Source organism: Alistipes sp. An54, from assembly GCF_002159375.1.
In the GTDB taxonomy this organism is placed as follows: domain Bacteria; phylum Bacteroidota; class Bacteroidia; order Bacteroidales; family Rikenellaceae; genus Alistipes; species Alistipes megaguti.
On sequence record NZ_NFIA01000021.1, the window covers coordinates 1 to 24,583 of the forward strand.

Below are 24,583 nucleotides of genomic sequence, written 5' to 3' on the forward strand. Positions count from 1 at the left end.
CCTCTCTCTCCGCAATACACATTGAGTGTCAAAGGCTTACGGAAAGCGTACACGAAAATGTACACGAAACGCCCTGAATTTTCACAATTCGGGGCGTTTTTGTGTCTAAAATGCCGTGTACATTCGTGTACACCCGTGTACATGAAAAAGCCCCGACACAAAGCCGGGGCGCATTGTTCCCCAATGCAACTTTGGGGCTTCGCAACAATGTGGTGCAAAGGTAGTGAAGATTTCACAGAATCTTTCTTATCCCTGCAAGAATCTTCTTTATCCAATTGATTATTGGCGTTCTTTTCAAGTAAAGCAAGACCGCAACGGCAATCAAAGATATGTAAAAGATGTATCGCCATCGGTACGGGTCGGGGGTTGGTTCTTGGCTTTGCTGAACATTCGTTTCGTTTCTTCCTACATTGGCGGCACTTTCGGTTTCCTTGCTTTCGCTCGATTCCTCGCTTTCGCCTTTTTCTTCAACATCGGATTCAATGACCGTTTGTTTGATGGACTTAACCGCACCTTTGATGTTCCCGACATTATGCAAATCCGCATTTGCCGGATATGATTGCGGCATCGCCCTTGAAGATGTATCATCATGCTTGCCACTATCAACCGACACGACATTATTTATATTGTCGGGCATGGGTGGATAAAAATCTATCTCCGTAATGGTTGTTTTACCATGTTGGGTTCGGGTCGTATCAACGAACTTGTCCGTCTTGGCATTCGCTTCTTTCGCTATTGCCGTACTATCAATTCGGACTTCCTGTTTGGTCTGCTGGACTTTCCTTGCAGTACCACAAGATGCAAGCAATACAAGCCCCAAGACCGGGGCAACAATCTTTTTCATGTCATATCGTTTTAATGTTATTTAATCGGTTAAGCCATCCTTTCAAAAACCTTTTGTTGGTGTACTTCATCAATTCGGATTCCGTTGCCTTTCGACCAATCTTCTTTTCATACTTCTTAATGCTCGATTCTGTTATGTCGTTGAAAAACTTAACACGGGCTTTGAAGATTGCATCAAAGAGTTGGTCAGGGTCGGCAAAGTTCACCGCCGATAAAGTCTTGTCGCCGACAATGCCATCATCAACGACCCCAAGTAATCTTTGAGGAATGACAATGCCGTGCTTTCCCGACCCCCATACCCAATCAACAAGGATGTTGGCGACCTTTTGCGATTGGATTTGGTCGGCTTTCCATCTATCCCAAAAATGGGGCTTCAACACCCGGTCACGGACATCATCAACCGAAAGCAATTTCAGGTCTTTAACGTCAATATCCCCGTCACCGTCCTTGTCATAACCCACATTGCGCCATGTGGCGATTGTCACACCTTTATTTGTTGCGCCCCCGGCATCCGCCGGGTCATTTACAAAACCGCCTTCCCATTTCAATATGAAAGGCAGTAACTTATTTACATCTGCCATAATTACATCTGTTAAACGGTTTCTTCCTTTTCTAAATCTCCATTGGAATTTTGCATATCTTCTTCCGTTATGATTGCATCAGGATGGTCTTTTGTATAGTTGCCACGCAACAAATTGACAAGACGACACTTGACACCATTGTTCAATCTTTGTAAACATTTATCATCCGGCTGCAAACAAACGTGCTTTTCTGCTTCTTTAAGTTGCAAGCGCAATTCATTATTTTCACGGATAAGGTCAAGACGTTCATTTTCAAGGCTATGTAATTTTTCATACAATTCATCGACCTTTTTTTTCAGGACATCGACTTCACCCTGCACGCGCTTGTAATCTTCAAGTAGGGCATTGCGCTGGACTTCAAAAGCATTCGCTTCTGCAATAGTCTTGTTGCTTTTTCTGTTTATAAGATATTTGACAGCTTCCCAACCTCCCAATGTTCCTATAATGGAACCGATTGTAACCAATATCTCGTTCATAACTATCAAGTAAATTGAAAACATTTACCAACTTTGACAATAGTAGTGTCAATTGGGTACAAACGAATTGGCGACAATCCCTTTTCCGCACGGCTTGCATTCATTGACGGCAAATTGGTTTCGGCTTTTTGAATAGCCCCAATAAGTATGTCAGACCCGGTAAAACAAGACCGTCTTTCCCCGGCGGGCGTGCCGTCAGGGTTCTTTGTGAAGAAATCACCGTCCTTGTCCGCCGCTTCATTGAAAGTGGCAAGGACAACTTGCATTTGCATTCTCAACCCGGATGAATTTTTGCCCGGAAATTTTGTTGGTTGGATAATGACCTTTTCAATCAGTATTCGGCGACCGAACAAATCTTCCATGTCGATACCCTTACCAATCACAACATCCGATTCAACACCAAGTTCACAAAACTTTGCCATTGTCTGTAAGTGTTTAATTAGACAAATCTTCTATCAAGACCGCATCCAAATCTTCCGTAAACTGCAAATACTCCTTGTATTCCTCAACCGCGCTTTCGTTCACGGCAATGCCAAGAACGTGTTTGTTGTAGGAATTAACAAGGTCAAATTCTGCCGTTTCGTCAATGACCGAACGGATAACGACCCGTTTAACATTCTCTTTTGTGGCTTTATTGTAGCCACGCACTTCATAGCACTTCCACCCGATTTGGGTTTCTTCTTCTTGCCCCTCTGGTATGCCCATTTCGGGTTCTATATTCAAGCGGTAAAGCCAAGAACCGTCATTGTCATACTCCAAAACGGCGGGTTTCCCGTGCGCCATGTCGTAATGCGCATTAGGCGCGATTAAATCTAATTTCATACGGAAATGTTTTTGAAAGTTTGTTCATTAAATTCAGAGAATCACAATACTTGCACCATCCCCACCAACTGCAAATCTGTTGCTTGTAGTCCGCTTTGCTTGGAACAATCTTGCGTTTGTTCAATTTTGCCACCCGGCGGCAAAGTTTCTGCTTGATGGACTTCCGCAACAATGTGTGCGTATGGTAAAAGACATACCCCAAGAAGTCAATGCCCCTTGAATCAACGGGAAAGACTTGGTAATTGCGTTTTACACGTAACTTCAACCCTTTCAGGTAAGCCCGGATTTCGTGTAACAATTCGTGCAATACTTCCTTGTTGGGTGCAAGAATGACAATATCATCGGCATAACGCCAATAATACTTCACACGCTTGGTTTCTTTCAACCAATGGTCAAAATAAGCCAAGACAAGGTTTGCAAAATACTGACTTAAATAATTGCCTATTGGCACGCCCTTTTCATCATCGACCGAATCAATGATTTCATCAAGCAATGCCAATAAGCGATTATCTTTTATTTTCCGCCTGACAATGCCTTTCAAGACATCATGGTGGATTGACGGATAAAACTTCTTTATGTCAATTTTCAGGCAATAGCGTGTTCCGTCCGGGTCTTGCTTCAATGCTTGTTTGACATCCTTTGCGCACTTGTGGATTCCACGATTCTTGATACAAGAATATGTGTTCTTGTTGAAGATGGAAACCCATATCGGTTCAAGGACGTTCATAATGGCATGGTGCAAGATACGGTCGGGATAATACGGCAATCGGTAAATTAGCCTTTCTTTCGGTTCATATATAGTGAAAACATGATATTTGGATGTTTTGAATGTGCCGTTTTTCAAACTTTCGTGCAAGGCAATGATATTGGCATCCCGGTTCTTGTCGTGTATCTGCACACCATAAGAACGCAACTTGCCTTTCCTTGCCTTTTCATCGGCAAGACGCAAGTTTTCAATGCTTATTACCCGGTCAAACAAATTGCCAATCCGTTTCATTGTCCTTTAAGTTTGCTTGTATATTAGGATTCTTCGGGTTGCCCCTACCAAAACCGTTTTACCTAATTTGTTTTTTGCCGTTGGGGTTATTGCCCCCAACTCATGCAACCCCGGTCGGGCTGCTTTTGTGGCAAGGTTTCCGATATGCAACTATATTTTTACAAGCATAGCTGAGAACCGATATTCGCATTCGTATTCGTAGCCGTATTATTCGTATTCGCATACACGAACCCTGCATTCGCACCATTATTCGCATTACCGCTGAACAAAACGCCACGACATCGGACAACCTTTGTTTTATTTTTCATCCAAATTCCAAAATCATATTTGCCACTCGATTTGACGATTTAAACCGCTTCGATTTGCGGGTAAAAGCAAAGCCGAGAACCGAAATACGCAGACGTACTCGTAGCCGCATGATGCGTATTCGCAGACACGAACCCCGCACGCGCACCAGGATGCGCATAACCGCCGAACAAAACGCCACGTTCCGAAACTCCACTTGCCGGAATGTTGGTATAGAAGTAATCACAAAAATATGTGGTCGAACCCGCACCGACTTCAAGCGGCATGATTTCGCCATCTTCACCAAGAATCATCTTCTTCACATACCCCTCTTTTCTTGGCAAGTTGCCACGCAATTCATAGTTGGTTGTGCCGGAACTTGTGAATGCCGCCGGGTCGTCACAAACGTAAAATTCAGAAAGTCCGCCATCGGCTTCACTCTGAATAAGACATTTGCAACCATCCGTCCACTTCCATATATGCCCAAACGGGTTTTCTACACCACGGTAAGACGGCACTTGCACAACCGTGCGCGTTACTTTGGTGAAGTAGGTTGTATCGGTTAAAGCCGTTCCCGCTGCTGCATTTGCTTTGCAAGTGTATAGCAAATCACCTTGTGAAACATATTGTCCGGCGGTGTATGCGGTTTTCGCATTATATTCACCCTTATAGTTGGCTTCACCACTTGCATCATATTCAAACGGCATGGTAAATTCAACATACCCGGTCTTGTTGCCAAGGTTGTTTGTTGTACCACAAGGCACGAACGGATAATTGCCATTGAAGTTTGACCACCTCGTCCAATCCAAGGTTGTCACACCCGAACCCAAGCCGCCTTGGTGATAGCCATCTTCCGTCAATTCGGCATTGAACGCTTCTTGCGAATTGAATGTGCAATACTCAACGGCAAAAAGCCACCACAATTTTTTGTGTGTTTGGTACAAGTTGCAATTCCATTCGGTCGTTCCACGCTTCCTTGCGTATGTGCGGAAATTGGTCAAAGATATAACCGTTGCGGGCATTCCAAGCTGTGAACGATATGTGCCGTCACGGTTTGCATCATTGTTGCCACCCCTGTAATCCGCATCTTTGTTCACAACCGCACACAATGTTTGTGTTGAACGCTGAACGGTCGCTTCCACCGCCGAAACATAGTCTTTGCGCCAAAGTTTGAAGCCGGGCAAAGGTTCGGTGGACTGCAAGTGGCGGCTTTTGTCGCCGTCCGTTTCAAAACGCACATACATATCGGGCAATTCATCCATGTATTGCCCATCAGCCCCTGTAAGGTTTGCAGCCGCCCCCGTGTCGCGCTTTGTCGAATCATTGGCGTGCAAGTAATAGTTTACTTCGCCATTGTCTTTCAAGATGCAACGCCGGATAAGGCTTTGCAACGGCAATTCCTTGTGAAGTTCCATCTTGCCGACCCGTGTCGGGTGCGGGTTTGACACCGTGGCATCCCATTCAATGCCATAATAATAATCATAAGCGAATGTCGGCTTTGTGTTGCCGACCCCAATAATCAATCCCATATCAATAGCCCCATTTTAAGTTAGTACCTGACAATGAAGTTTGCTTCACCGTCTTTACGATTTCAGGATTCCAACCGCAATCAAATTGCGTTTCGATAAATTCCCCGTCATTCATTCCGGCAAGCTGCACCGATAATTTCACGGGTTGCGTGCCGTCATTCTTGACGTTGAAGCATTGACCGTCCGGCAAGCTGAAATCAGCATTGTTCAGATTGTCGATTGCTCCCATCTTTCCGATTTGTGCGGACACCGTTTCGCCGCTTCTTGTTTCACTCATAATCAAAAAGTTTTGTTTGCAAAATTAACTTGTTATTGTTTTACTATAAAACATTGTGGATAACACAAGCACAACTTTTACCCGGTAAAGTCTGTTGTGTTCACAATCATAAAGGAAAATCCCGAATCATTGGCACTTGCATCATCACCCGTGTACACGTCAAAATAAGTCGTATTCTTTGCATAGATGCTTGCATATCTTCCGACCGAACCTTGACTTGTTGAATCACACGTGGCGAAAACCAAGTAATTATTCACGCTTGAAAAGCCCGGACTTATCCTTACCCTGTAATGCCCCGTTCCAAGTCTTGAAGTCGTTATTGTCGCCGTGTCGTATCGGTGCAACTTTATCAAGCCGCCCGATTGGTTCACCATGCCCATATAAGACACCTTGAAAGGCAATCCGCGCATATTGGTTGCCTTTGTATAGAAGCGGCGCAAGATAATCCACCCGTAAAACTTTGAATTATCCCCATAGCCAATCATTTCAACGGCTTCATAAGGATTTATCGACAAGGTTCTATAAGTCCTGCCGTTTTCATAGAAGTATTTTCCGCTTGGGGCTGTATTGCTTACAATCACCCCGACCGGGGTTTGACCATTGAAATAATCATTCATAATGATTGCACGGAAACCGCTATATTCCAAAGTGAAAGGAATTGTGAATGCCGTATTCCAACCGCCACTGCTTGTACCTGTAATGACAACATTATTGTTATTCTGCAATCCCAACGTGGACACCGTTATTTCGCCCCCTGCCGAACCGCCAAGGGCAAAGTAACCATTCCGAAATGCGTTGGCAATGCTCCCTTTTATGATTACGTTGTTCAAATCCGCATTGGTAATTGTGCCTTTGTTGATGTATGCTTCACCCTTGACGGTTGCTTTTTCCATGACAACCGAACCGTCTTGCATGACCCTGTAAGGGGCATAAGCACGGTTTTCAAATGAAGTACCAGCCCAAAAGCGCACGGAACTTGCCGCCGTGCCTTGCCCGGTCATGCCCGCAAGGATGGTTGATGTACTTCCGGCGACCTGTATTGTGCCGGATGTTACCAAACCGCCATCAATGACCGTCTTTGTATTGTCGTATGACACCGCCTTGACCCAATCCGTTGCGATATATGAACCGCTTGTTCGCTTCACGGCACACCGCTTCAAGTCCGTTCCATTGACCCACAAATCGCCTATGTCATAAGGTGGATAAGGGGTTGAAACGAACACACGCCGTTTGCCGTCCGCTGTGTCCTTTGCTTGGCTTGCAAGGCTGTATGCGTCAAGTGCCTTTTGGTCATCAATGTTTACCCAAGAATAAGAACTTGAATATCTCCTTAACTTGTGTGCGCTTGAATTGTACCACATATCGCCAACGTGCTTCTTTTTAATCGCCGTTGTAGTCCAACTTGCCGCCGGGTCGGTTGTCTGAAACCACGTTTCAATCTTGCCGTCAATCTGTGAAGTCAAGTCCGCAATATCATCCGAATAAGTGCCGTTGATAAAGTTGTTCAATGCCGTGTTATCGGTGTACTTACTTGCCTTTTGCCAATCGCTTGAAGAATAATTGCCGGATGCTCTTGCCCTTATGCAACGCATAATATCCCCGGTTGTGCCTTGAACCCATAAATCGCCGACTTCATAAGGCGTGTAAGGGGTTGTCGTGAATATGCGGTTCTTATCCTTTGCAAGATTAAGCGCATCTTGCGCAAGGGCAATGGCTTGTGCGACTTCCGCATCTGAAAGTTGCGACCATTTGTAAGTTCCATTTTCCTTGACAAAACGGAACACCGCGCCCGTTGCCGTGTTGTAGAACAAATCGCCCAAGTGATTGTCCTTTAATTGGGTCGTTGTCCATTCATTCGCCGGGGCATTGCTCAATGTCGGGTTGTATGTTTCAAAGAATTGTTCAATTTGCCCGTCAAGTTGCGCTTGTATTTCAGCAAGCAAGCCCGGCAAGGTGTTGTTGATGAAATTCTTGCTTTCAAGTGCTTCATTGCCCAATTCTTCAAGGGTCTTTTCCTGACCATTGGAATTGAACACAATACGACCGCCGATTTCCGAATTGTCAAGGTCAAAATATGTCGTGCCGTCCGCCGATTCAATGCGCCCGGTCTTGATGAAACGACCGTTTATCATTGAAAAACCATAAGTCAAGGACAAAGACCGCACTTTCAATTCCGGGTCAATGCTCGATATTGTGCCGATAAGGAAATGATAATAATTGGCATCCTGTTCAACCTTAATTTGTGAAGTCGAAAAGATGAATGTTCCGGCATCACCATTCTTGGCACATTTCGCATATAGGAAATATGCTTGATTCTTTGACAAGGTTATTGAACCGTCAGCCATGACCCAAGACACCGCCGTTTCTTCATTGATGGTGTAATGGGTCAAGACACCGCCTTGCCATTTCACGACATTTGAATTGCCCCCGTAATTGGGTTGAAAGACCGTATTTGTCAATCCGAATTGCATTGACTTTGCCCCGACCGACAATGCCAATGTGTCAATCGACAAGGGCTTTATCTTGTCGCTGTAATAATCGCCGTCAGGGTCGAACACCATGTTCAACAATTCGCGGCTTGTACGCCAATTTGCCCGCGCCCGCACCGGGTCTTTCAAGTTGTTTATGGTGATAACTTTGTCAATGTCTATAAGGTCGGAAATCACCCGGTTTGTCACACTTGTTTTAACAGTGTCCGATATGGTAAGGGTGTATTCGTATGGGTCAAGGATGTTCCTTTCAAGTGATTGTATGCGCACGGATTTATCAACGTCAATGTCTTTATCCACAATGTGCAAGTAATCGCCCGGTCGGAACACGTTTGTCACCGTTTCATCGCTTCCGACAAGGTTTTGCAACCATGCCTTTGTGACACTCAACCCATATTGCACCTTTGGTTGGCAATTTTGGTCATAATACTTGTTGCCCGTTTCTTCCAATTCTTCTTCCGCCGCTTGCTCGATACTTTGCGGATAAGCAATGTCAAGAATCTTGTATTCATTGCCGACACCGATTTGATAAGCCAAAGACGTTTCAGACGGAAACACGTTACCCCGGTCATCCGTTTGCTTTATCAATGTGAATGTATGCGTTGCATGGTCGTAACTGTGTACTTCAAATTCATACCCGGCAAGATTGCCCGTGTTGAAGTGGATTTTGGGTTTCACATCTGCAATCATATACTTTGTCGTCACCCCGTCCGCTTCCTTTTCATTGAGGTTGAAAGGGAAATCATTATCTATGAATTGCAAGACGTTGCCCGACACAATGGCATCAACCGTTCCCGTGAAAGACGGCTTTATATCATCGAAGTTCTTGCGCCCCTCAAAAATGCCGTATTTCGCCACCATTTCGGCTTTCTCAATGTATGATTGCCCCTTTGTCTTGCCCGGCAAACAAAGGCGGTCGGCACGGTATTTTGACGTAATGTTTTCGGTCGAACCATACACTTTCAACCGGGTGACTATGTTTGCGGATGAAACATTTTCCCTTGTCAGTTCATACAAGCCACGCCCCTTGCCGTATTGGAACGTATATGGCAAGGTCTGACCAACTTTTTCATACAAGTTGATTGTATAAACCCCGTTTGATTGCTCAATCTCAAATTCGACATTGAAGTTCGATTCACTGCAAAGGTTTTGCAGCACCGACAAGCAATTATCGGATTCACCGAAAGTCAAAGTCTTGTCACTCGCCGTTTCAGGGCATACGCCAAGCACCCATTTGCCCGGAAAGACACGGTTTGCATTGGCAATAAGAACGGTCATAAAGCGGTGCAAATCTCCTGTGAGGGTGTCGCCCTGCACGTCCTGCAATTCGTTGGTGGTCGTGTCAATGGTGACATCGTAAGTCACCCGGAAAAGGTCATATTGTATGCCCTCAAATTCCAAGTCATATTGAAATTCGTGCATACCCGTTTTCTTTGCTTTCGGCAAACGGTTCAACTTGTAGTCACGCCCGAAAACGGTTATCTTGTCGCCAATGCCGTATGTTTGCGGGAATGGCGATACAACGGTCAATGAAACGGTATCTTCCGCATTCAATGCCCATTTCTGCTTTGCGGATGAAATATCGGTTGCCGTGCGCCTGTTGGCGATAGGCACACGGCTTCCATCTGCTTTCGCAATGATTATGTTTGTTAGATTTTTTCCCATACGACAATGGCATTTGTTTCAAACAATGAAATTTCGTCAATGCAACCCGTGATTACCGGGAAATAGTCACCATTTGCGGCGTAATTGTGCGTGATTTCCACTTCGTCACCGCTAATGTCATAATCCACGCTTCCATCACCCCAATAGATGTTCACGTACTTGTTTGAGGTCAATTTGACATTGCAAGTCTTTGTCGATTCACCAACCCGGATATGCTTCAACACACGCTTCACGGGTTCGGGTTCAACTAATTTCAACTTGAACGTGCCAACCATCAATTCATCATCCCATTCTTTCGTGATTTCGATTGCATCCTTGCAATAGACTTCATAAATCAAGGGTTTCACCGGGTGAACATCAATGGTAAGGCGGTTTGTTCCTGCCTTGTCAAGCTGTTGTTGGAAAGATGTTACCTTGCGGATGAAATCCATCTTGGAATCCGCCTTGACAAAGCAAGACAAGGTGATTTCACGCGGTTCATAGAACTTGTGCATCAAATCAACACTTTCACCGTGATAGTTATCCCATGACAATGAAGCCGGGGTCTTTAATTTCGGGCGGTTCAACACACCGTCAGACCCGGACACATAAACGCCGTATTCCTTGAAATTCACGCCGTCAAGCAAATATCCTTGTTGCTTGCTGCTTGACATTTCGTTGATAAGTTCGGCTTGTGTCAAGGCAAGGTTGTAAAACTTCACATCATCCAACAAGCCAAAGCCCCAAGAACCACCGTAATAATCTTGATTCAGGGAAACGCCAAGCAACGTGCCGGAATTGTTTACGGTCTTAACAAGTGAAGAATTGACATAAAAGTTATACATTCCCGATTTCTTTGTCAAGGCAAGCGAAAACCAAGAACCGGGCTTTGCTTCAATGGGTACTTCCACATAATTTTTCAACCCTGAAAAGTTTAGAACCCATATAAGGCTTTGAGGTGAACCCAAGTCGGCTTCACGGTTTTGCACCCATAACATCACGGTAAAATCAATCGTCATGTTCGGGAACACGGTTTTCGACACCTCGCAAGTGTCAGACCCGGCAAAGGAAATGGCATTGCCGTTCTTGCCTGTGACGAAATGCGCACCGTTCACCGCGCCATCCGCACGGTTTTGGCTGTAATCATACGCAATCAAAGAACCATCGCTTTCATCGAATGGCATTTGAAGAATTATGTTGTTTGCATCCATATCAATAAGTTTTTTTCTGTTTCTCAATGATTTTCACAACCGCATCATCGGTTGCGCACTTGATAACCCGACCGCCGCCGACATAATGGTTCACGCAAACTTTCGCCCGGTCGCTCGCGCAAACATTGACAACGGCATCATCGAACACGTCTATCACCACAAAGGCGTTATCCCTTGCAATGACATTCAAATTCGCATTGTGCTTGGCGTATATCTCGCACACGTTGAACCCGGTTACTTCAACACGCCCGCAAGTTGCCCCAAGACACACGCATTTGGGCTTATTTTCGACTTTTATATCATCATCAAGGAAAACCCCGTATTGCTCCATTCTGCCTTTGAAATGCGCCCTAATGAAGTCATTGTCGGGGTAATCATGGGCAAGGCAAAAATCAATGCCTTTCAAGTACATTTGTGCCATCGCGCACACATCGCCATCCGACAATGACTTCAATTCATTGTACCACGGTTTGCAAATGCCATTTTTCTTTGCCTGCCTTGCAAGTTCTTTTGTTAAGTCCATATCACTTTGTTTTATAGTGAAACATATTCGGTTATGACAAACCTTGCGCACGTAACGAATCGCCGCTTGGTCGCTGCAATTCCCTGACTGCCGAAAGTATGTCTTGAAGATACCTATTGTAAGCCGTATTGTTCGCAATGGTGTTCAAGGCTTGCAAGGATTGCCGCAATACTTGTGTCGCTTCCATCTGATTGATACGGATTGCATTCATTTGCCCGGCTATTATGTCGGCGGTTTCTTCCGTAACACCTTTGACCGCGCCCGTCAATGAATCTTCCGAATCATCTTCAATTTCCAAGTCCTTGAACAAGTCTTTGTAAACATCCAACGCCTGATTGTAGTTGTTCGCCGCCGCCTGAACTTTGGCTTTGAAGTCTGCAATTTCCTGTTCCGTCAGACCGTCAAAGATGAAGTTGTCGCCCGACCAATACCCCATATCGGTGTAAAGGCTATCCAACGCGCTTTGCAATTGGTTTTCAAGGAACTTCTTTTTAAGTTGATTGACAATCGCATTTTGCAACACTTCATTAACCGTTTGTTCAAAGGCATTCGCCGCATCTTCACCAGCCTTGAATGCTTCCGTCAATGAATCCGCCAATGTTGATGCAAAGTCCTTTGCGTTGGTCTGCAATATGTCGTTGGCGATTTCATCATACAAATCTTGGATTTGTCGGTCAAGTTCGGCGATTTGGTTTTGGTAATCTTGAATTTTCCCGTTGTCGGTGTGTTTCTTGGAATACTCATCATTTATCATGCCGCGCAAGTGTGCTTGCTGTTGCTCCATGTTATGAATCAACGCCATTTGGTTGTTATACACTTCCGCGCCCAATGCCTTATCAACCGCCCATTCAAGTTGTTCATAAGATGCTTTCAGCTTGTCGATTGCTTCTTGGTGGCGTTTGATGGATTTTTCCGCCTTTCGGTCACGGCTGTTGAAAAGGTCGAAAGCGGATGAAAGCAACCCGACCGACCCTTGAATGATTGACAAGGGGTTGCCCGTTGCAATGCCGCTTGCGACTTGCCCCGCTCCATCCAATATGCCGCCAATGTCACCGATAATGGCTTGTGTTTGTTCATCCATCGTGACACCCATCTTTTCCAACCCGGACGTTACGGCATCAAAAGCACCGCCCACAAGTTCAATCGCACCGCTTGCGCTCTCAAACATATTCGTCAAGGCTTTTTTCTTGCTTTCATCATCCGCCGCCTTGCCATATTCCTTGATTGAGGAAATCAACGACTTAAACGGGTTGCGTTCCCGTATTTCGTTCTGCATTTCCTTGATTTTGTTTTTGAGGGTTTCAAGGTCTTTCGGGTCAAATTCGATACCAAGATAAGCCCCGTCAAGGTTGTTGATTTTATCAATCAGTTCTTGAAGTTTGCGGGTGCTGATTTCGTCAAGGTCGCCAAACATCAATTCCCAATCCGGGTGTGCCTGTAATTCGTCAAGGGCGAATTTTGAAAGGGCTTGCGCTTGCGCCCGGTCTATCGCTTCGACCATTTCCGTGTTCCCGGCTTCCTGTGCTGCACGCCGCTTTTCATCGTATTCATCAATGATTGCTTGCTTGCGTTCCTCAAAAGTGCCATATTCGGCAAGCATCGCATCATAATCGACACCGCCGATATTGCGGACATCCTTGTTGTATTGGGTTGTCCTGTTTTGAATGGCATTGTCTATTTCCGCACGTTGGGCATCGGTGGTTGCCTTTTCGCGTTCACGCATCATCAAGGCAACATCATCATTGAATTGCTGTTCAAGACGGCGTTTTTGCTCGACATAAGAAGCATATTCTTCAAGCAACGTTTCAGTCTGTTGCCGTGCTTGTTCCTGCACGTTGTTTTCGGCTTCATTCAGGGCATCAGCCTTTGCGGTGTCAAGTTCCGTTCCATCGCCGGACAATTCCTTTCGCCTTTGCTCAATGATATTGAGCATATCAAGGACGGTTCGGGCATTCGACAATTGGGCATTCAATTCTTCGTTGAACGCTTCCAATACGGTTTTCTTGGTTTCTTCTGCAATGGCATCATTAAGTTGCCGCAACTGCTTGTTTTGCGCCTTTGTGCGGTCTGACACATCAACCGCCAAAATTTGGTCACGCTGATTCTTCAAATAATCAATGTATGTCGCCCCCTCTGCAAGCAAGTTGGCAAATTCCTGATTGGCGGAACGGACAAGGACTTCATCACCCGAATTGACCCACTTCTGGAAACGCTGATATTCGGATTTGTACTTATTCAGCTTCTCAATGAAAGGGTCTTGGGTGTTGGTGGTTGTTTTGGTCGTGGTTGTAGTCTTTCGCCCGGTAATCGCATCCGCTTGCTTTTGCAGCTTTTCGATTTCCTGCATTGCCGTTTTGTATTCGGCATTGCTTGTCAAGTTCTTTAATGCTTCCTGCTTTACCTGAATGGCTTGTTCAATAGCCCCCAATGTGCCATCCGCATAAGTCTTGGTCGCATCAATCCCGGCTTGCTTTAACAGATTGAAGCCGTTTGATTCTGCATGGGCTGCATTCTCAAAACCCTTGGTTATTTCAGCCCTCAATGCGTCAAGTTGGGTCTTTGCTTCCGCTTTGGCTTCATTGGCAACCTCAATTTGCTTGAATATGGGTGCTTCATTAGCGGCGACACCGACCATCACATTTTTTGTCACGGTGTCCGGCATCGCGTTGTACGCCTGTTCCTGCTCTAACAAGGTTTTCACCTTTTCTTGTGCTTGTTGAAGATAAACCAATGCTTTTGCCTTTTCGATTTGGGCATTGATAAATGCTTGCTTGTTGGCGATAAGCAAGTTTTCAGCATCCGTAACCCCATTGATGGAAACACCCAATTCATCAAAAGCCGCCTTGTTATCCTCAATGAACTTCTTTTTGGCTTCCAAATCATCACCAAGGGCATTCCACTTCAAGGACAATTCTTCAATGGTCGCAATGGGCTTGTATGCGTTTTCCGCAAGGGATTTATAAAATTCTTGCGCCGCTTTCTTGCCCTCATTCGCCTTGCTGACAAAATGGGATATAACGGCAATCAAAGCCCCTATTGCGGCGGCAATCCAACCGAATACCGGGATTGACTTTATAGCCGCCCCGACCATTCGGAACGCCCCGGCAAGACCTATGTTCGCGGCTGTTCCGGCAACCGCCGCCGTTGCTTGCGCCCCGGTCGCAACCACATTTGCACCTTGTGCGGCGGTGTTTCCCGTTTGTGCTGCCGTGTTCGCTTGTTGTGCGGCGGTGTTGGCGGTTGTTGCCGCCGTATCTGCAACGGTCGCGGCGGTGTCCGCCACGGTTGCAGCCGTTGCCGCGACTTGCTCACCCCTGCCGACCGCCAACAACTTGTTCCACCATTCTTTCAATCCGTTGATGGTGACAAGTTGGAATGCTTCATCTTTATCAAGGGCAAGTTGCACTTCTTTCAACCCTATTGTGATAGCCATTAAGGATTGAACTTTAAGCATAATCTTTTGCAGATTCTCGTTTTCACCGCTGAACAAGGCAACCGCACCTTGTGCCGCTGAAAATGCGCCTGACACGCCGGAAAGACCCGACAACAAGCCATCCCACATCCTTTCACCGCGCTTCAACATATTTTGTTGGGTCGTGACGGCATCCATCGCTTCCGACAATTCGCCCATTTGTGCTTGAAGTTCCTTATATCTTTCGGAACTTGTATCGCCTGCAAGTTCCAATTGCATCAATTCTTCACGCACTTCACGCAAGCGGGTACGGAATGAAACGTGGGATTGTGCCGCATTTTCGGCTTCCTGCGCCGCCTTTTCAATCTTTTGTGCTTCCGCTTCCAAGGCATCGGATTGTTCGCGCAATTCATTCAACAACTGCTTGCGAACCGTGACTTCACCTTTGATTGCATCCGCACGGTCTTGCAAGGCACGGTAATCATCATCGCGCCCGGACATGAAAGCATCACTTGCGGCACGGCTTACGCGGTCATATTCGGCACTCAACCGGGAAATTTCCTGCTCGTGTTCCTCACAAGCCGCGCCGATTTGCCCAAGCGTTGAACGAATGTTGGTAAGCCCCATTGAAGCATTGCTTGCGACACCTTGAAGATTGTTCAATTCGTTCATCAAGGCGACAAGACCTTTCCTTTCGGAATCAAGTTCTTGTTTCACCGCATTAGCTTGGGTCATAAGCACATTTTGCGCTTCACCCGGTTCAATCGCGTTTATCTTGGCGGTCAGGTCATTGTATGAATTTTCCAAGTCCTGAATCACCTTGCGTTGTATCTCGATACACTCGACTATCTCTTGCGTGGTCTTGTCCATAACATCACCGCTTCCGGCAACGGCATTGGAAAAGCCTTGCACGCGCCGCAATGTTTCATCAATAGCCGCATTAAGCTGACCATTGTCTAAAATGGATTTGAAAGATAATGACCCACCGTCTATTTCTGCCATATTACATCATACTATTAACGTAGTTCATAATTTGTTCGCTGTTGTCCTCTGTCAATTGAATTTCCGTGTCATTATTGTTATCCAAGTCATAACCCGGTGCATCAATCATCATCCTTTGAACAACCGACCACGGAATGCCGTGTAACAAGTAGTCATAAGTCCATCCGAAATGCTCACAAATCGCACCCCGGCGACCGTGCGGACTGTTTAACCCTCGTTGTTTTCCTCTATCCGAATCGGCATCGTGGTTCTTTCTGTTGAAATCAATCGAATAGAGTTCATAAAATCCCCAAGATTCCCCATCGTATTGACAAGGACATACAATTTGTATAAGGTTGAAGATTTGATTTTCCGGGCAAACAATGAAGTCAATTCTTCAAGTCTTTTCGTGTCCTCAACCCATCTTATGCCCGCCTTTCCGGGCTTGGGTATCAACCTATCTTCGCCAAGCACGGCAATGGCGACAATCTTTGCGCACCGCAATGAATGTTTGTGCGCAAGTGTCCTTGCCATCTTCATGCTGTCCATACCCGCTGACTTCATCGCGTTTTCATCAATGGCGATTTCCACCGATTCAGATGTAATGCGGTCAAGGGTCGCAAGGGTCATTTCCTCAATCTTGAATGTGCGTGTCACCTCTTTGGGCTTGTACCGCCTTATCAGACCGAAAAACTTTTTTTTCACCTCAAATTCGGTGTCTTTCAGTTCAAACGACACGCCCTTGTTGATAAGGGTGTTCAACTCGTTGCGTTCTTGTTCAAGTTGTTTCTTTTCGTCATTCATAATCTCTGAAAGTAAGAAGCCCCCGTAAGTTGTCACACTCCGGGGGCTTCGGGTTTTTGTATTAAACAATCAATGCACCCCGAATTACGCCTTGGCTTTCGGCACGCCGCGAATGGCTTTTCCGGCTGTAACCGCCATCGGGGTAACGGTGAAGTCCACAAGGAAAATTCCTGCCGCCGACATATCCGCATTTATGACCGCTTCAATGTCACCGTTGGGAATCTCAAAGTCCAACCCTTGTTCAGATTCAACGAAAATTGCCTTGTTTGCGACAACTTCATTGCCATCATAACCCCACTTGGGGTTGGACGAATCGCCCACATTTGTACCGCCGACATAATCAATCAAATCTTGCACGTTGGCATCCATGATTGAGAATGTCAGGGTCGGGATTTTGCGTGACTTCTTGCGCACTTCCGGGGCTGCCATGCCTTCCTCGAAATGTTCCGTCACGTCCGCCGTTGCCTGTGCAATCTTACAAGTGTTCTTGTAAGTCTTGCCGATTTTGTTTAATTCGGACGGCATTGTTCCATTGGGTGCTGCCGTTCCAACCTTGATTTGGCAAAGACCAAGGGTTATCAAAGATGTTCTTTCTGCCATAACTTTTAATCAATTTGAATGTTCCAATCAATGCGAATGTTAGCAAAGTGTTGTTTGGTGTTCGGCTCATACATGATTGACATTGTGCCGGGTCGCATCTTCAACCCTTTGATGTTCGCACTTCTCACAATCGCCAAGACTTCATCCGTCAAGGCTTTCAAACGTGTGCCGTTTTCTGAAACCTGCATTTTCCCTTTTATCTTCTTGGGGGTGTCCGGCGTATAGATGTTGATGTTTGACGTGCCAATTTGCGGCAAGCTGTCTTGCCCCAAATCAACGGTGTTCACGACAATATCTTCATCAACTGAATTTTCCGGGCGTTCATCACGCACATAGCAACCACCCTTAATGGATGTTTTGCCATTGAGCAATGAAAACAAGATTCCATCCGTGTCAAATGTAGATTTCATTATTCGGCTGCACGTTTAATGTTCGTAATCAGTTTTTCAAGCATTCGGGGCAATTCCCGCTCTGCAAGATGTTCGGCACTTGATAGGACATTGTAACCCTTTGCTTCCACGTAAGCGGCATAATTCATTCCGGCGACCACAACAAGGGCAACACCCTTTGTTTCCTTTCCGACCTTTTCGGCGATTGTCTGACCAGACTTCATGCCCCTTGCCGCTGCTTCGCTTTCCGCACCGCTCGCCGCATCAAATTGGCTATGAATGGCGACACCATCAACAAAAACTTGATACCCGGTGGATGAAGTCAATGCCCCCGTCTGCATCATATAGCCTTTGTTGTTCCTTGCTTCCGTCAAGCACATTTCGCCAAGCCTTTGAAGCCTTGCAATCTGCTTGCGCTCGATTTCGTCAAGGAAAGCATCAAACCGCCTTTTGACATCTTCTTTCGTGAAATTTGCCTTTACACCCATAGCCGTGAATGAAGTTGTGAGGGGTCGAAATTCAAGCATATTCCGGCAATCCGTATGTCCGAACAATCCTTGTCGTTTGCAATTATCACCTTTGCGCCTTTGGCTACCTTTGGGCAAGTCTTTGGGCATTGGATAACAGATGTTGCCTTTTGGTATTCACCCCCGGCAACCTGATATTCCGTGCCTTTGCCGTCCGATTCCTCACGGCACATTGAAATGAACTTGCGCGACACTTCACATTCCGTCCAATTGCCGTTGGCATCCTGCATGGATTCCCCGGCTTCTTCGATAAATAGAAAATGCGGATATTGCTTCACGAATGCCATATTACCAAATGTTTGAACGGTTGCGAATCTTGGGGCGTGACACAAGCACGTTTTCTTTGCCCAATTCATTGCATAAGGCGGCATAATAGAGTTTGACGGCATCCATATTCCAAGATATAGAATATCCGCCCTCTGACACGTTTTGGGTCATTCCTTTGAGGATTACGGACATTCGGTTATACACCGACATATCACACGCCCTTACGTCCACAACGGCATCCGCTTCAAGACCGCCTTTCAAAATGATAATGTCAATATCATCTTCCGAAAGGTTAAGTCCGTTCAATGCTTTGGTCAAATACTCCTTGTTTGTCATACTCCTTTGTCTTGCAAAGCCGTTAGGGTGCTTTTGACACACCCCAACGGCGAATGTTGTTAGTTCTTATTCCAAGTAGTCGCATTGGTCTGCATCAACACGCTTCGACCTGAAAGATTCCAAGCCGGGAACAAGTTAGCGATTCCCTCCGTGACTTCCTGAACGGGCGATTCATTAGAATACTTCTTGACCAAAGTATGACCGTGCATGACCTTTTCGGCAACGCTGCCGGGCATCTTCTTTGCGTCAATAGGCTTCTTCCAATAGGTGTTTCCAAGAACCTTGCTTTCGGAGAAAAGAATGACATCATCTTCAAACGGGTTTGAAGTGACACGCGAACCATCGGCAAGTTCGATTGTGATTTCTTGGTCAATCACAATGAACTGCAAGCCGCGATAAAGTTCTTTCTTCTTGGCAAGATATGCGTTTACGGTCGCCAAATCGGGCGAATCCTGCGTTCCTGTCGCATTCTGAATGTAGGATGAACACTTCTTCCAAACTTCTTCTTGTGAAGCGAATTTTTCAAAGGTATCAACATTCATAAATGCGAACTTGTACGTTGCGCCAAACAGCTTCTTACCAAGTTTAATCGCCTTTGGAATGTCTTTGGTAAGCGGTTTTGCGCCCGTACCGCTGTTGTACGCCGTTTCAACGCCAATCTTCTGTTCCGCCGGAATCAGATAATCAACGTCATATTCGGTCACGACCGCCGCATTGTTGGAATTGGTGAATTTGACCTTTCCAAGCGAAATTTGGCGCAATGCAATCCATTCCGCACGGGCTGCAACGCCATCCCAACAATACTTGGTATCTTCCGCCCAAAATTCGACAAGGGCGCGCAAGTCGGGGTTGTTGCTCGACATTGCAACCATTATGTCGTATTCGGTCAATTCATCTTCGTTCTTTTCTCGCGATATGGCGATTTTAGGAATATCGCCTTGAATGCGTGAAATCGCTTCACGGGTCTTGCGTGAAATTGTCGCACCCCTTGACACAAGGTCGGCGGCAATCTTCAAGCCGGATTGCGCTTCAAGCATCTTCCACGTCAAAGTGTTTGTTTCTTTGAGTGGGAAAAGGGTTGGATAATAGTAATCTTTGAGGTCGTAAGTGCGGATTACGGCTTCCATATCCTTTTCATTCAACCCAACCATCAATGATTTCTGCATATCGGTTTGCTTTTAGGGGTTACACATAAGCGATTGTCTTTAATGCCGACTTAATGGCGGCATTTACTGCGGGCGCGGTGGCTTCTCGCACAACACCGATAACCCATGCACTTACAAACAAGTTGTCGCCATCCTTGACATCCTCGTTTGACCCAGCTATTGCAACCGGGGTCACTTTCAACGTCTTGTTTGCGCCGCTTGATTCAAATGCACAAGTTCCGGCTTTGACTACCGCACCAAGGGTCGTTCCAACGGTGATAACATCCTTTGCGGGGTCTGACTTGTCAATTGCCGTTATCTGCTGACCATTGCAAGCATCGGTCGCGAACCTGTCACCAACTTTGAAATGGTGTCCTTTGGCAACCTCGTATGTGGTCGCCGTTGCATTCGCTTCCGTTATGATTTGCGCGGTCTTGCAAACCTCAAACAATCCATCAGAACCAACGCCAAGGGGTGTTCCCTCGAACAACCCCGTACCACCCAAGTTGGCGACCTTGACGGTTGCGCCACCGGGTATGTCCGCAACGCGGTGAAGAATACACTTCACAACGCGGTTGTCCTTTTTACGGTCAATTCTCAATCCCATTGTTTTTGCAAATTAGGGGTTAAACATCTTTGCCCGCGAACACGTTGTTTTCGGGCTTTTGGCTGCTTATGAAGTCGGCAACGCCTTTTGAAATACCGCTTTCTTCCTTTTGGGCGAATAGCGGGCTTCCGCCGGAATTACCTAAATCGGTATCAGCCTTGTTTTGATTTGCCGTGGCAATGTCCTTTTCCTTTTCCGCCAAGTATTCGTTGAAATCATCGTCCGTGTCGAACTTCATGCGTGCAAAGTCTTTCAAGGTTTGGTTCTTGAAATTCTCATCCTTGCAATTAGCCAACTTTTCGTTCAATGATTGAAGCCTTGACTTTGCAATGTTGTCTTGCTCATAACCCATCAACTTTTCTTGAAAAGGCTTGACCGCTTCCGCAACGGCTGCTTTGATGGTCGCGGCAATGTCGTTGGGGTCGGGTTTCGGGTTCGGGTCGCCGCCGGGTTCGGGTTTCTTCGCCACGAAATCAAACTTCTTCTTCAAGTTGGTTTCAAAGGTCTTGTTGCTTTCGGACACCTCTTTATCCACATCGGCGCGATAGTCCTTGACAAATTCATTCACTTGCGCATCTGTGATTTTTTCGACAAGGGCTGTCGCTTCATCTTCGGTCGTGCATTGTAACGCAAGTGAACGTGCCAATGCCGTTAAACCGTCCTTTCGCACGCCTGAAAACTTTGCAATCAGTAGTGCCAAAATTGTTTCTTTCATTCCGATAATCTTTTTAAGTTCACAAATCAAGCGTAAAAGTAATGTGTTTTACTATGATACACATCAAATAAAACCCCGACTTATCCTTGATTTATCCACATTTTGCATTGCAAGTGCATTTTTCTTTCCCGAAATGATTGTTTTATTAAATATATTCATTACTTTTGCGATGTGTTACTATAACACACACTTGCAACAAAAAATTGTATAACTAAAATTTCGCAACAATGGAACAAGCAACATTCAACCTGATTGACGCAATCAATTGTTCGGGTATCGACAATTCCGTTTGGGGATGCTCGCAAGGCATCGAAAGCACCAAGCATCATTTTGGTACAATTGAGGATATGGCACTTGAAAGAATGTTCATCTATGTTTACCGGGATGAAGATAATACTTCTTTCATACCCAAAACCACCCCGTCTTTGACCTTAACATTAGAAGAAGAATGGGGGTCGGGGTCACTTGATATTTATTACATCTAATAATCCGGGGGCGGTTCATTCCGCCCCACAATACTTTCGCAACATGAAATTTTCTGAATTACCTATTGACGTGCAAGAACGCCTTAATGAAAACAGAAAAGCACTTGCCAAACAGAACACCAATACCGCATATCATATTTGCCTATACAATACGGACGGAACACGTTATTTTTCAGCACAACGGGTTTGCAAATCATGGCATGACGACAAAGGACATTATATGCCTTTTGGCGGGGGTACATCATGGGTGATACGTTATGGGTGTGTCCAATTCAAGCCCATGCGCAATCCAATGGGGCAAATTGATTATGAATTGTGCAACGGAAAGGTTTATGGAAAATCTGCAAATGGTACAATCATTCCAAATTCGCTTCCGAACAAAAAGGACGTAATAAACTTAATCAACGCAATAGGCATATTCATCTTATAAAATTAGTACAATGTTAATCAAGGAAATCAAACAAGCCCTTATCGGCAAGACAATATCATATTTTGACGGCTGGAACGGTTCATGTGATTACTTCAAAATAGGCTATTTGAAAAAGGATGGCACAAGTGTTCGTGTATTCCCGGAAAAAGGCAAAGGATGGGGCGTATTTATCCCCATTCGCATAATCCCAACGCTTATTGAGAAAGGGCGATACAAAGAATCCAATGAAGTTGAACGGTGTTCTTATGAAAAGACATGGACGTTATGCCAATAATTGATGAACACGGTGTTCCGCGCCATACATTGACGCGGACACAACTTGAATCACTTTATAAAGCCCTTGAAAACTTTATCGGTGATTGCACCATTGAAGAATACGACAAGGACAAAGAAGCATTCGACACTGTAAAGACCGCAATTCACCAAAGAATAAGAAGCATATATGGAAAAGAATAATCAGGAATGCAAATGGCTTCCTTTCCCGGACAACAAGCCAAGGCGGAACACATTATGCCTTTGCAAAGTGAAACACCGCATCAATGCGGCAACGGATTATCGGATTGCCTTTTATGGCGAAAAGCCGCAAAGCGTATGCGACAACCAATTTTGGCTTTATGACCTGATAATCACGAATAAAGTATTGGCATTCATGCCGTTGGAACAAGATTACATATATTTCAAATAACAATTACACGTATGGAAACAAACATTGAAGCACTCGCAAGCAAGTATGGCTTGACGGTTGATTTCGTGAATGAACTTCACGAAAAGGTTATTGATAAAGAGAATTTCGCCCGTGCGGTTCGGATGTTCGCGGTCGGGTTGCTGCCGTATGATATGGCGACCGGGAAAGACCCCATCAACGTTGCCGAATTTCGGCGCAAGGTCGCCCAAAATATGTGGAACTTCCGGCGCAAGAAAGCGGACAACATCAAAACCGCAATGGAACAACAACGCAAGATTGTTGAGTATTACAATGGATGCAAGGCATTCACGTTGAAAAATAAAGCCGTCAAAGACGTTGTTTTTGTCAAGGATGGGCATTTGGTCGCCTTTGCCCATTTTGAGCCGAAACAAGGCGGCATTTATGGCGCAAACAATGAAGTAATGCCCAATTTCCGTTGGCATCCGCACGAATACTTGGCAAGGTTGCGCAAGCTGAACAAAGCCTTTTATCGGCAAGTCAAGAAAGCGGCGGTCAATTCACCCCGTGAATGGTTTGACTTTAATTTGAAAAAAGAATCAATATGACGCAAGATTGGAAAAACTGCAACGGTGTTTGCCGTCTTTGCATAAACAATCATTGCCCTTTTAGGAAAGAACCAATGTTGGGTACTAATGAAGAAACAAAGAAAGATATTGAAGTTGATTTCTTGGGCAACCCTATTTGCCCGCATCAGACACACCCACATTATGCAATTATAGCCCGGTGCATCTGTTGCCCGAAAAGTGAAAATTGCCCCGACCGTGACAAAATAATGAAGTATAAAAATAAACCGCGTATGGATATAAACGAATTGAAACGAAAGAAAAGGTTACTTGAAACCAAAATTGACACATTGATTGCAACGTTCCTTGACGAAAACAAGGGCATCCACATCCGGGATGTTGATATTAAGATTTCGGACGTAAGGAATCAATCGGCAAAAGAAGAAGTCGCAAGTTTCGTTGAAACAACAATAACATTGACTTTGTAGGACTATGTATGGCGATAAAGTGTATCATGTATGCTTTGGCGACAACGACCATCATTATTTCGGGTCTATCACCGCCATATTCGACAAGTTCACGCCTGTTGAATTGGGCGTGTCAAAGTCGCGGTTGTGGGCTTTCGGAATCACCAAAAACAAGCCTTATCGAAACGACAAGTGCATTATCTACCGGGGTGTAATACACCGCAAGAAAACCAACCGCAAACCGCCAAAATAAAAGGGATTGGGGCTTAATGCCCCTTTCCCTTTCATTCGTTATTTTCCGCTTCAAGTTCCGCCTTATACTGACTTTTCACGGCTTGCAACAATTCATCATTGTGGGTCATTTCTGCATACTCAATCAAGACATGGGCATTAAGTAAGGGATATTCTTCCAAGTCACGAAAGAAATCTTCCTTTGACACGACCAAATCATTGATTACGCTTTCATCATTGCAGAAATCATAAATTGTTTTGTTTTTCAAGTTTGAATAATCCATATTGTCGTTATTTGAAT

29 protein-coding genes are annotated in these 24,583 nt (G+C 45.3%); 7 read left to right on the plus strand and 22 right to left on the minus strand.

Annotated features, from left to right (window positions below; genetic code table 11):
* Positions 1-232: 232 nt before the first annotated feature.
* The 21 genes from B5G09_RS12865 to B5G09_RS12970 form a co-directional block, all read right to left on the minus strand.
* The gene (locus B5G09_RS12865) at positions 233-844 is read right to left on the minus strand and encodes a hypothetical protein (protein WP_087405486.1); all 612 of its coding nucleotides are present in this window, start codon (positions 842-844) and stop codon (positions 233-235) included.
* Position 845: 1 nt separating this feature from the next.
* Positions 846-1,424, minus strand: coding sequence for a glycosyl hydrolase 108 family protein (locus B5G09_RS12870; RefSeq protein ID WP_087405487.1), 579 nt, complete (start codon positions 1,422-1,424; stop codon positions 846-848).
* Positions 1,425-1,435: 11 nt separating this feature from the next.
* On the minus strand, positions 1,436-1,900 hold the full coding sequence (locus B5G09_RS12875) for a hypothetical protein (protein WP_087405488.1): 465 nt from the start codon (positions 1,898-1,900) through the stop codon (positions 1,436-1,438).
* Between the two features lie 5 nt (positions 1,901-1,905).
* Complete coding sequence (locus tag B5G09_RS12880) at positions 1,906-2,322, minus strand: hypothetical protein (RefSeq protein WP_087405489.1); 417 nt, start codon at positions 2,320-2,322, stop codon at positions 1,906-1,908.
* A 13-nt stretch (positions 2,323-2,335) separates the two neighbouring features.
* Positions 2,336-2,722 (minus strand): hypothetical protein, encoded by a 387-nt coding sequence (locus B5G09_RS12885; protein WP_143256569.1) that lies wholly within the window; start codon positions 2,720-2,722, stop codon positions 2,336-2,338.
* Entirely contained in the window at positions 2,697-3,719 is a 1,023-nt protein-coding gene (locus B5G09_RS12890) for a reverse transcriptase/maturase family protein (protein WP_087405491.1), read from the minus strand. The genes B5G09_RS12885 and B5G09_RS12890 overlap by 26 nt, the downstream gene beginning before the upstream one ends.
* 347 nt (positions 3,720-4,066) lie before the next feature.
* Positions 4,067-5,533, minus strand: coding sequence for a hypothetical protein (locus tag B5G09_RS12895; RefSeq protein ID WP_087405492.1), 1,467 nt, complete (start codon positions 5,531-5,533; stop codon positions 4,067-4,069).
* 1 nt (position 5,534) lies between these two features.
* Positions 5,535-5,810, minus strand: coding sequence for a hypothetical protein (locus tag B5G09_RS12900; protein WP_087405493.1), 276 nt, complete (start codon positions 5,808-5,810; stop codon positions 5,535-5,537).
* 77 nt (positions 5,811-5,887) lie between these two features.
* The gene (locus tag B5G09_RS12905) at positions 5,888-9,964 is read right to left on the minus strand and encodes a phage tail protein (protein ID WP_087405494.1); all 4,077 of its coding nucleotides are present in this window, start codon (positions 9,962-9,964) and stop codon (positions 5,888-5,890) included.
* On the minus strand, positions 9,949-11,154 hold the full coding sequence (locus B5G09_RS12910; RefSeq protein WP_087405495.1) for a LamG-like jellyroll fold domain-containing protein: 1,206 nt from the start codon (positions 11,152-11,154) through the stop codon (positions 9,949-9,951). Before B5G09_RS12910 ends, B5G09_RS12905 begins: the two co-directional genes overlap by 16 nt.
* A 1-nt stretch (position 11,155) precedes the next feature.
* Positions 11,156-11,677, minus strand: a complete 522-nt coding sequence (locus tag B5G09_RS12915; RefSeq protein ID WP_087405496.1) for a hypothetical protein — start codon at positions 11,675-11,677, stop codon at positions 11,156-11,158.
* Positions 11,678-11,708: 31 nt separating this feature from the next.
* Positions 11,709-16,091, minus strand: coding sequence for a hypothetical protein (locus B5G09_RS12920; RefSeq protein ID WP_087405497.1), 4,383 nt, complete (start codon positions 16,089-16,091; stop codon positions 11,709-11,711).
* A 207-nt stretch (positions 16,092-16,298) separates the two neighbouring features.
* Complete coding sequence (locus B5G09_RS12930; RefSeq protein ID WP_143256570.1) at positions 16,299-16,874, minus strand: hypothetical protein; 576 nt, start codon at positions 16,872-16,874, stop codon at positions 16,299-16,301.
* An 84-nt stretch (positions 16,875-16,958) separates the two neighbouring features.
* Positions 16,959-17,474 carry a hypothetical protein gene (locus B5G09_RS12935; protein WP_143256571.1) on the minus strand — a complete coding sequence of 172 codons (516 nt, stop codon included), beginning with the start codon at positions 17,472-17,474 and terminating at the stop codon, positions 16,959-16,961.
* A gap of 5 nt (positions 17,475-17,479) precedes the next feature.
* Positions 17,480-17,884: a hypothetical protein gene (locus B5G09_RS12940; RefSeq protein WP_087278267.1), complete on the minus strand. Its 405-nt coding sequence runs from the start codon at positions 17,882-17,884 to the stop codon at positions 17,480-17,482.
* Positions 17,884-18,351, minus strand: a complete 468-nt coding sequence (locus B5G09_RS12945) for a hypothetical protein (RefSeq protein ID WP_087405501.1) — start codon at positions 18,349-18,351, stop codon at positions 17,884-17,886. Before B5G09_RS12945 ends, B5G09_RS12940 begins: the two co-directional genes overlap by 1 nt.
* Positions 18,342-18,677 (minus strand): hypothetical protein, encoded by a 336-nt coding sequence (locus B5G09_RS12950; RefSeq protein WP_087405502.1) that lies wholly within the window; start codon positions 18,675-18,677, stop codon positions 18,342-18,344. Before B5G09_RS12950 ends, B5G09_RS12945 begins: the two co-directional genes overlap by 10 nt.
* A gap of 1 nt (position 18,678) precedes the next feature.
* Positions 18,679-18,993, minus strand: a complete 315-nt coding sequence (locus B5G09_RS12955) for a DUF6706 family protein (RefSeq protein WP_087405503.1) — start codon at positions 18,991-18,993, stop codon at positions 18,679-18,681.
* A gap of 59 nt (positions 18,994-19,052) precedes the next feature.
* Positions 19,053-20,159, minus strand: coding sequence for a major capsid protein (locus tag B5G09_RS12960; protein ID WP_087405504.1), 1,107 nt, complete (start codon positions 20,157-20,159; stop codon positions 19,053-19,055).
* A 19-nt stretch (positions 20,160-20,178) separates the two neighbouring features.
* Entirely contained in the window at positions 20,179-20,745 is a 567-nt protein-coding gene (locus B5G09_RS12965; protein WP_087405505.1) for a hypothetical protein, read from the minus strand.
* A 19-nt stretch (positions 20,746-20,764) separates the two neighbouring features.
* Positions 20,765-21,460, minus strand: a complete 696-nt coding sequence (locus tag B5G09_RS12970; RefSeq protein ID WP_087405506.1) for a hypothetical protein — start codon at positions 21,458-21,460, stop codon at positions 20,765-20,767.
* Positions 21,461-21,687: 227 nt separating this feature from the next.
* Between B5G09_RS12970 and B5G09_RS12975 the strand changes: the two genes are divergently transcribed.
* From B5G09_RS12975 to B5G09_RS14015, 7 genes are read left to right on the plus strand one after another with little or no spacing between them, the layout of a single operon-like run.
* Positions 21,688-21,945: a hypothetical protein gene (locus B5G09_RS12975; protein WP_087405507.1), complete on the plus strand. Its 258-nt coding sequence runs from the start codon at positions 21,688-21,690 to the stop codon at positions 21,943-21,945.
* A 43-nt stretch (positions 21,946-21,988) separates the two neighbouring features.
* The gene (locus B5G09_RS12980; protein WP_087405508.1) at positions 21,989-22,375 is read left to right on the plus strand and encodes a hypothetical protein; all 387 of its coding nucleotides are present in this window, start codon (positions 21,989-21,991) and stop codon (positions 22,373-22,375) included.
* A 10-nt stretch (positions 22,376-22,385) separates the two neighbouring features.
* A complete protein-coding gene (locus tag B5G09_RS14010; RefSeq protein ID WP_143256572.1) occupies positions 22,386-22,649 on the plus strand; it encodes a hypothetical protein in 264 nt (87 codons plus the stop codon).
* Positions 22,640-22,831: a hypothetical protein gene (locus tag B5G09_RS12985; protein WP_143256573.1), complete on the plus strand. Its 192-nt coding sequence runs from the start codon at positions 22,640-22,642 to the stop codon at positions 22,829-22,831. The genes B5G09_RS14010 and B5G09_RS12985 overlap by 10 nt, the downstream gene beginning before the upstream one ends.
* On the plus strand, positions 22,818-23,060 hold the full coding sequence (locus B5G09_RS12990) for a hypothetical protein (RefSeq protein WP_087405510.1): 243 nt from the start codon (positions 22,818-22,820) through the stop codon (positions 23,058-23,060). Before B5G09_RS12985 ends, B5G09_RS12990 begins: the two co-directional genes overlap by 14 nt.
* 11 nt (positions 23,061-23,071) lie before the next feature.
* Entirely contained in the window at positions 23,072-23,626 is a 555-nt protein-coding gene (locus B5G09_RS12995) for a hypothetical protein (protein ID WP_087405511.1), read from the plus strand.
* The gene (locus B5G09_RS14015; protein ID WP_143256574.1) at positions 23,623-24,072 is read left to right on the plus strand and encodes a hypothetical protein; all 450 of its coding nucleotides are present in this window, start codon (positions 23,623-23,625) and stop codon (positions 24,070-24,072) included. Before B5G09_RS12995 ends, B5G09_RS14015 begins: the two co-directional genes overlap by 4 nt.
* A gap of 263 nt (positions 24,073-24,335) precedes the next feature.
* On the opposite strand, the gene B5G09_RS13010 is transcribed toward B5G09_RS14015, so the two are convergent.
* Complete coding sequence (locus B5G09_RS13010) at positions 24,336-24,566, minus strand: hypothetical protein (RefSeq protein WP_143256575.1); 231 nt, start codon at positions 24,564-24,566, stop codon at positions 24,336-24,338.
* Positions 24,567-24,583 lie beyond the last annotated feature (17 nt).

Excerpts from the sequence above, each read along its gene's own strand:
- B5G09_RS12895 (WP_087405492.1), bottom strand. The coding sequence starts at position 5,533 with ATGGGATTGATTATTGGGGTCGGCAACACAAAGCCGACATTCGCTTAT.
- B5G09_RS12920 (WP_087405497.1), bottom strand. The coding sequence starts at position 16,091 with ATGGCAGAAATAGACGGTGGGTCATTATCTTTCAAATCCATTTTAGAC.
- B5G09_RS12955 (WP_087405503.1), bottom strand. The coding sequence starts at position 18,993 with ATGACAAACAAGGAGTATTTGACCAAAGCATTGAACGGACTTAACCTT.
- B5G09_RS12875 (WP_087405488.1), bottom strand. The coding sequence starts at position 1,900 with ATGAACGAGATATTGGTTACAATCGGTTCCATTATAGGAACATTGGGA.
- B5G09_RS12905 (WP_087405494.1), bottom strand. The coding sequence starts at position 9,964 with ATGGGAAAAAATCTAACAAACATAATCATTGCGAAAGCAGATGGAAGC.
- B5G09_RS12935 (WP_143256571.1), bottom strand. The coding sequence starts at position 17,474 with ATGGCAGAAAGAACATCTTTGATAACCCTTGGTCTTTGCCAAATCAAG.
- B5G09_RS12910 (WP_087405495.1), bottom strand. The coding sequence starts at position 11,154 with ATGGATGCAAACAACATAATTCTTCAAATGCCATTCGATGAAAGCGAT.
- B5G09_RS12865 (WP_087405486.1), bottom strand. The coding sequence starts at position 844 with ATGAAAAAGATTGTTGCCCCGGTCTTGGGGCTTGTATTGCTTGCATCT.
- B5G09_RS12975 (WP_087405507.1), top strand. The coding sequence starts at position 21,688 with ATGGAACAAGCAACATTCAACCTGATTGACGCAATCAATTGTTCGGGT.
- B5G09_RS12940 (WP_087278267.1), bottom strand. The coding sequence starts at position 17,884 with ATGAAATCTACATTTGACACGGATGGAATCTTGTTTTCATTGCTCAAT.
- B5G09_RS12985 (WP_143256573.1), top strand. The coding sequence starts at position 22,640 with ATGCCAATAATTGATGAACACGGTGTTCCGCGCCATACATTGACGCGG.
- B5G09_RS14015 (WP_143256574.1), top strand. The coding sequence starts at position 23,623 with ATGACGCAAGATTGGAAAAACTGCAACGGTGTTTGCCGTCTTTGCATA.
- B5G09_RS12915 (WP_087405496.1), bottom strand. The coding sequence starts at position 11,677 with ATGGACTTAACAAAAGAACTTGCAAGGCAGGCAAAGAAAAATGGCATT.
- B5G09_RS12945 (WP_087405501.1), bottom strand. The coding sequence starts at position 18,351 with ATGGGTGTAAAGGCAAATTTCACGAAAGAAGATGTCAAAAGGCGGTTT.
- B5G09_RS12930 (WP_143256570.1), bottom strand. The coding sequence starts at position 16,874 with ATGAATGACGAAAAGAAACAACTTGAACAAGAACGCAACGAGTTGAAC.
- B5G09_RS12965 (WP_087405505.1), bottom strand. The coding sequence starts at position 20,745 with ATGGGATTGAGAATTGACCGTAAAAAGGACAACCGCGTTGTGAAGTGT.
- B5G09_RS14010 (WP_143256572.1), top strand. The coding sequence starts at position 22,386 with ATGTTAATCAAGGAAATCAAACAAGCCCTTATCGGCAAGACAATATCA.
- B5G09_RS12870 (WP_087405487.1), bottom strand. The coding sequence starts at position 1,424 with ATGGCAGATGTAAATAAGTTACTGCCTTTCATATTGAAATGGGAAGGC.
- B5G09_RS12995 (WP_087405511.1), top strand. The coding sequence starts at position 23,072 with ATGGAAACAAACATTGAAGCACTCGCAAGCAAGTATGGCTTGACGGTT.
- B5G09_RS12990 (WP_087405510.1), top strand. The coding sequence starts at position 22,818 with ATGGAAAAGAATAATCAGGAATGCAAATGGCTTCCTTTCCCGGACAAC.
- B5G09_RS12890 (WP_087405491.1), bottom strand. The coding sequence starts at position 3,719 with ATGAAACGGATTGGCAATTTGTTTGACCGGGTAATAAGCATTGAAAAC.
- B5G09_RS12885 (WP_143256569.1), bottom strand. The coding sequence starts at position 2,722 with ATGAAATTAGATTTAATCGCGCCTAATGCGCATTACGACATGGCGCAC.
- B5G09_RS12960 (WP_087405504.1), bottom strand. The coding sequence starts at position 20,159 with ATGCAGAAATCATTGATGGTTGGGTTGAATGAAAAGGATATGGAAGCC.
- B5G09_RS12950 (WP_087405502.1), bottom strand. The coding sequence starts at position 18,677 with ATGGCATTCGTGAAGCAATATCCGCATTTTCTATTTATCGAAGAAGCC.
- B5G09_RS12900 (WP_087405493.1), bottom strand. The coding sequence starts at position 5,810 with ATGAGTGAAACAAGAAGCGGCGAAACGGTGTCCGCACAAATCGGAAAG.
- B5G09_RS12880 (WP_087405489.1), bottom strand. The coding sequence starts at position 2,322 with ATGGCAAAGTTTTGTGAACTTGGTGTTGAATCGGATGTTGTGATTGGT.
- B5G09_RS12980 (WP_087405508.1), top strand. The coding sequence starts at position 21,989 with ATGAAATTTTCTGAATTACCTATTGACGTGCAAGAACGCCTTAATGAA.
- B5G09_RS13010 (WP_143256575.1), bottom strand. The coding sequence starts at position 24,566 with ATGGATTATTCAAACTTGAAAAACAAAACAATTTATGATTTCTGCAAT.
- B5G09_RS12970 (WP_087405506.1), bottom strand. The coding sequence starts at position 21,460 with ATGAAAGAAACAATTTTGGCACTACTGATTGCAAAGTTTTCAGGCGTG.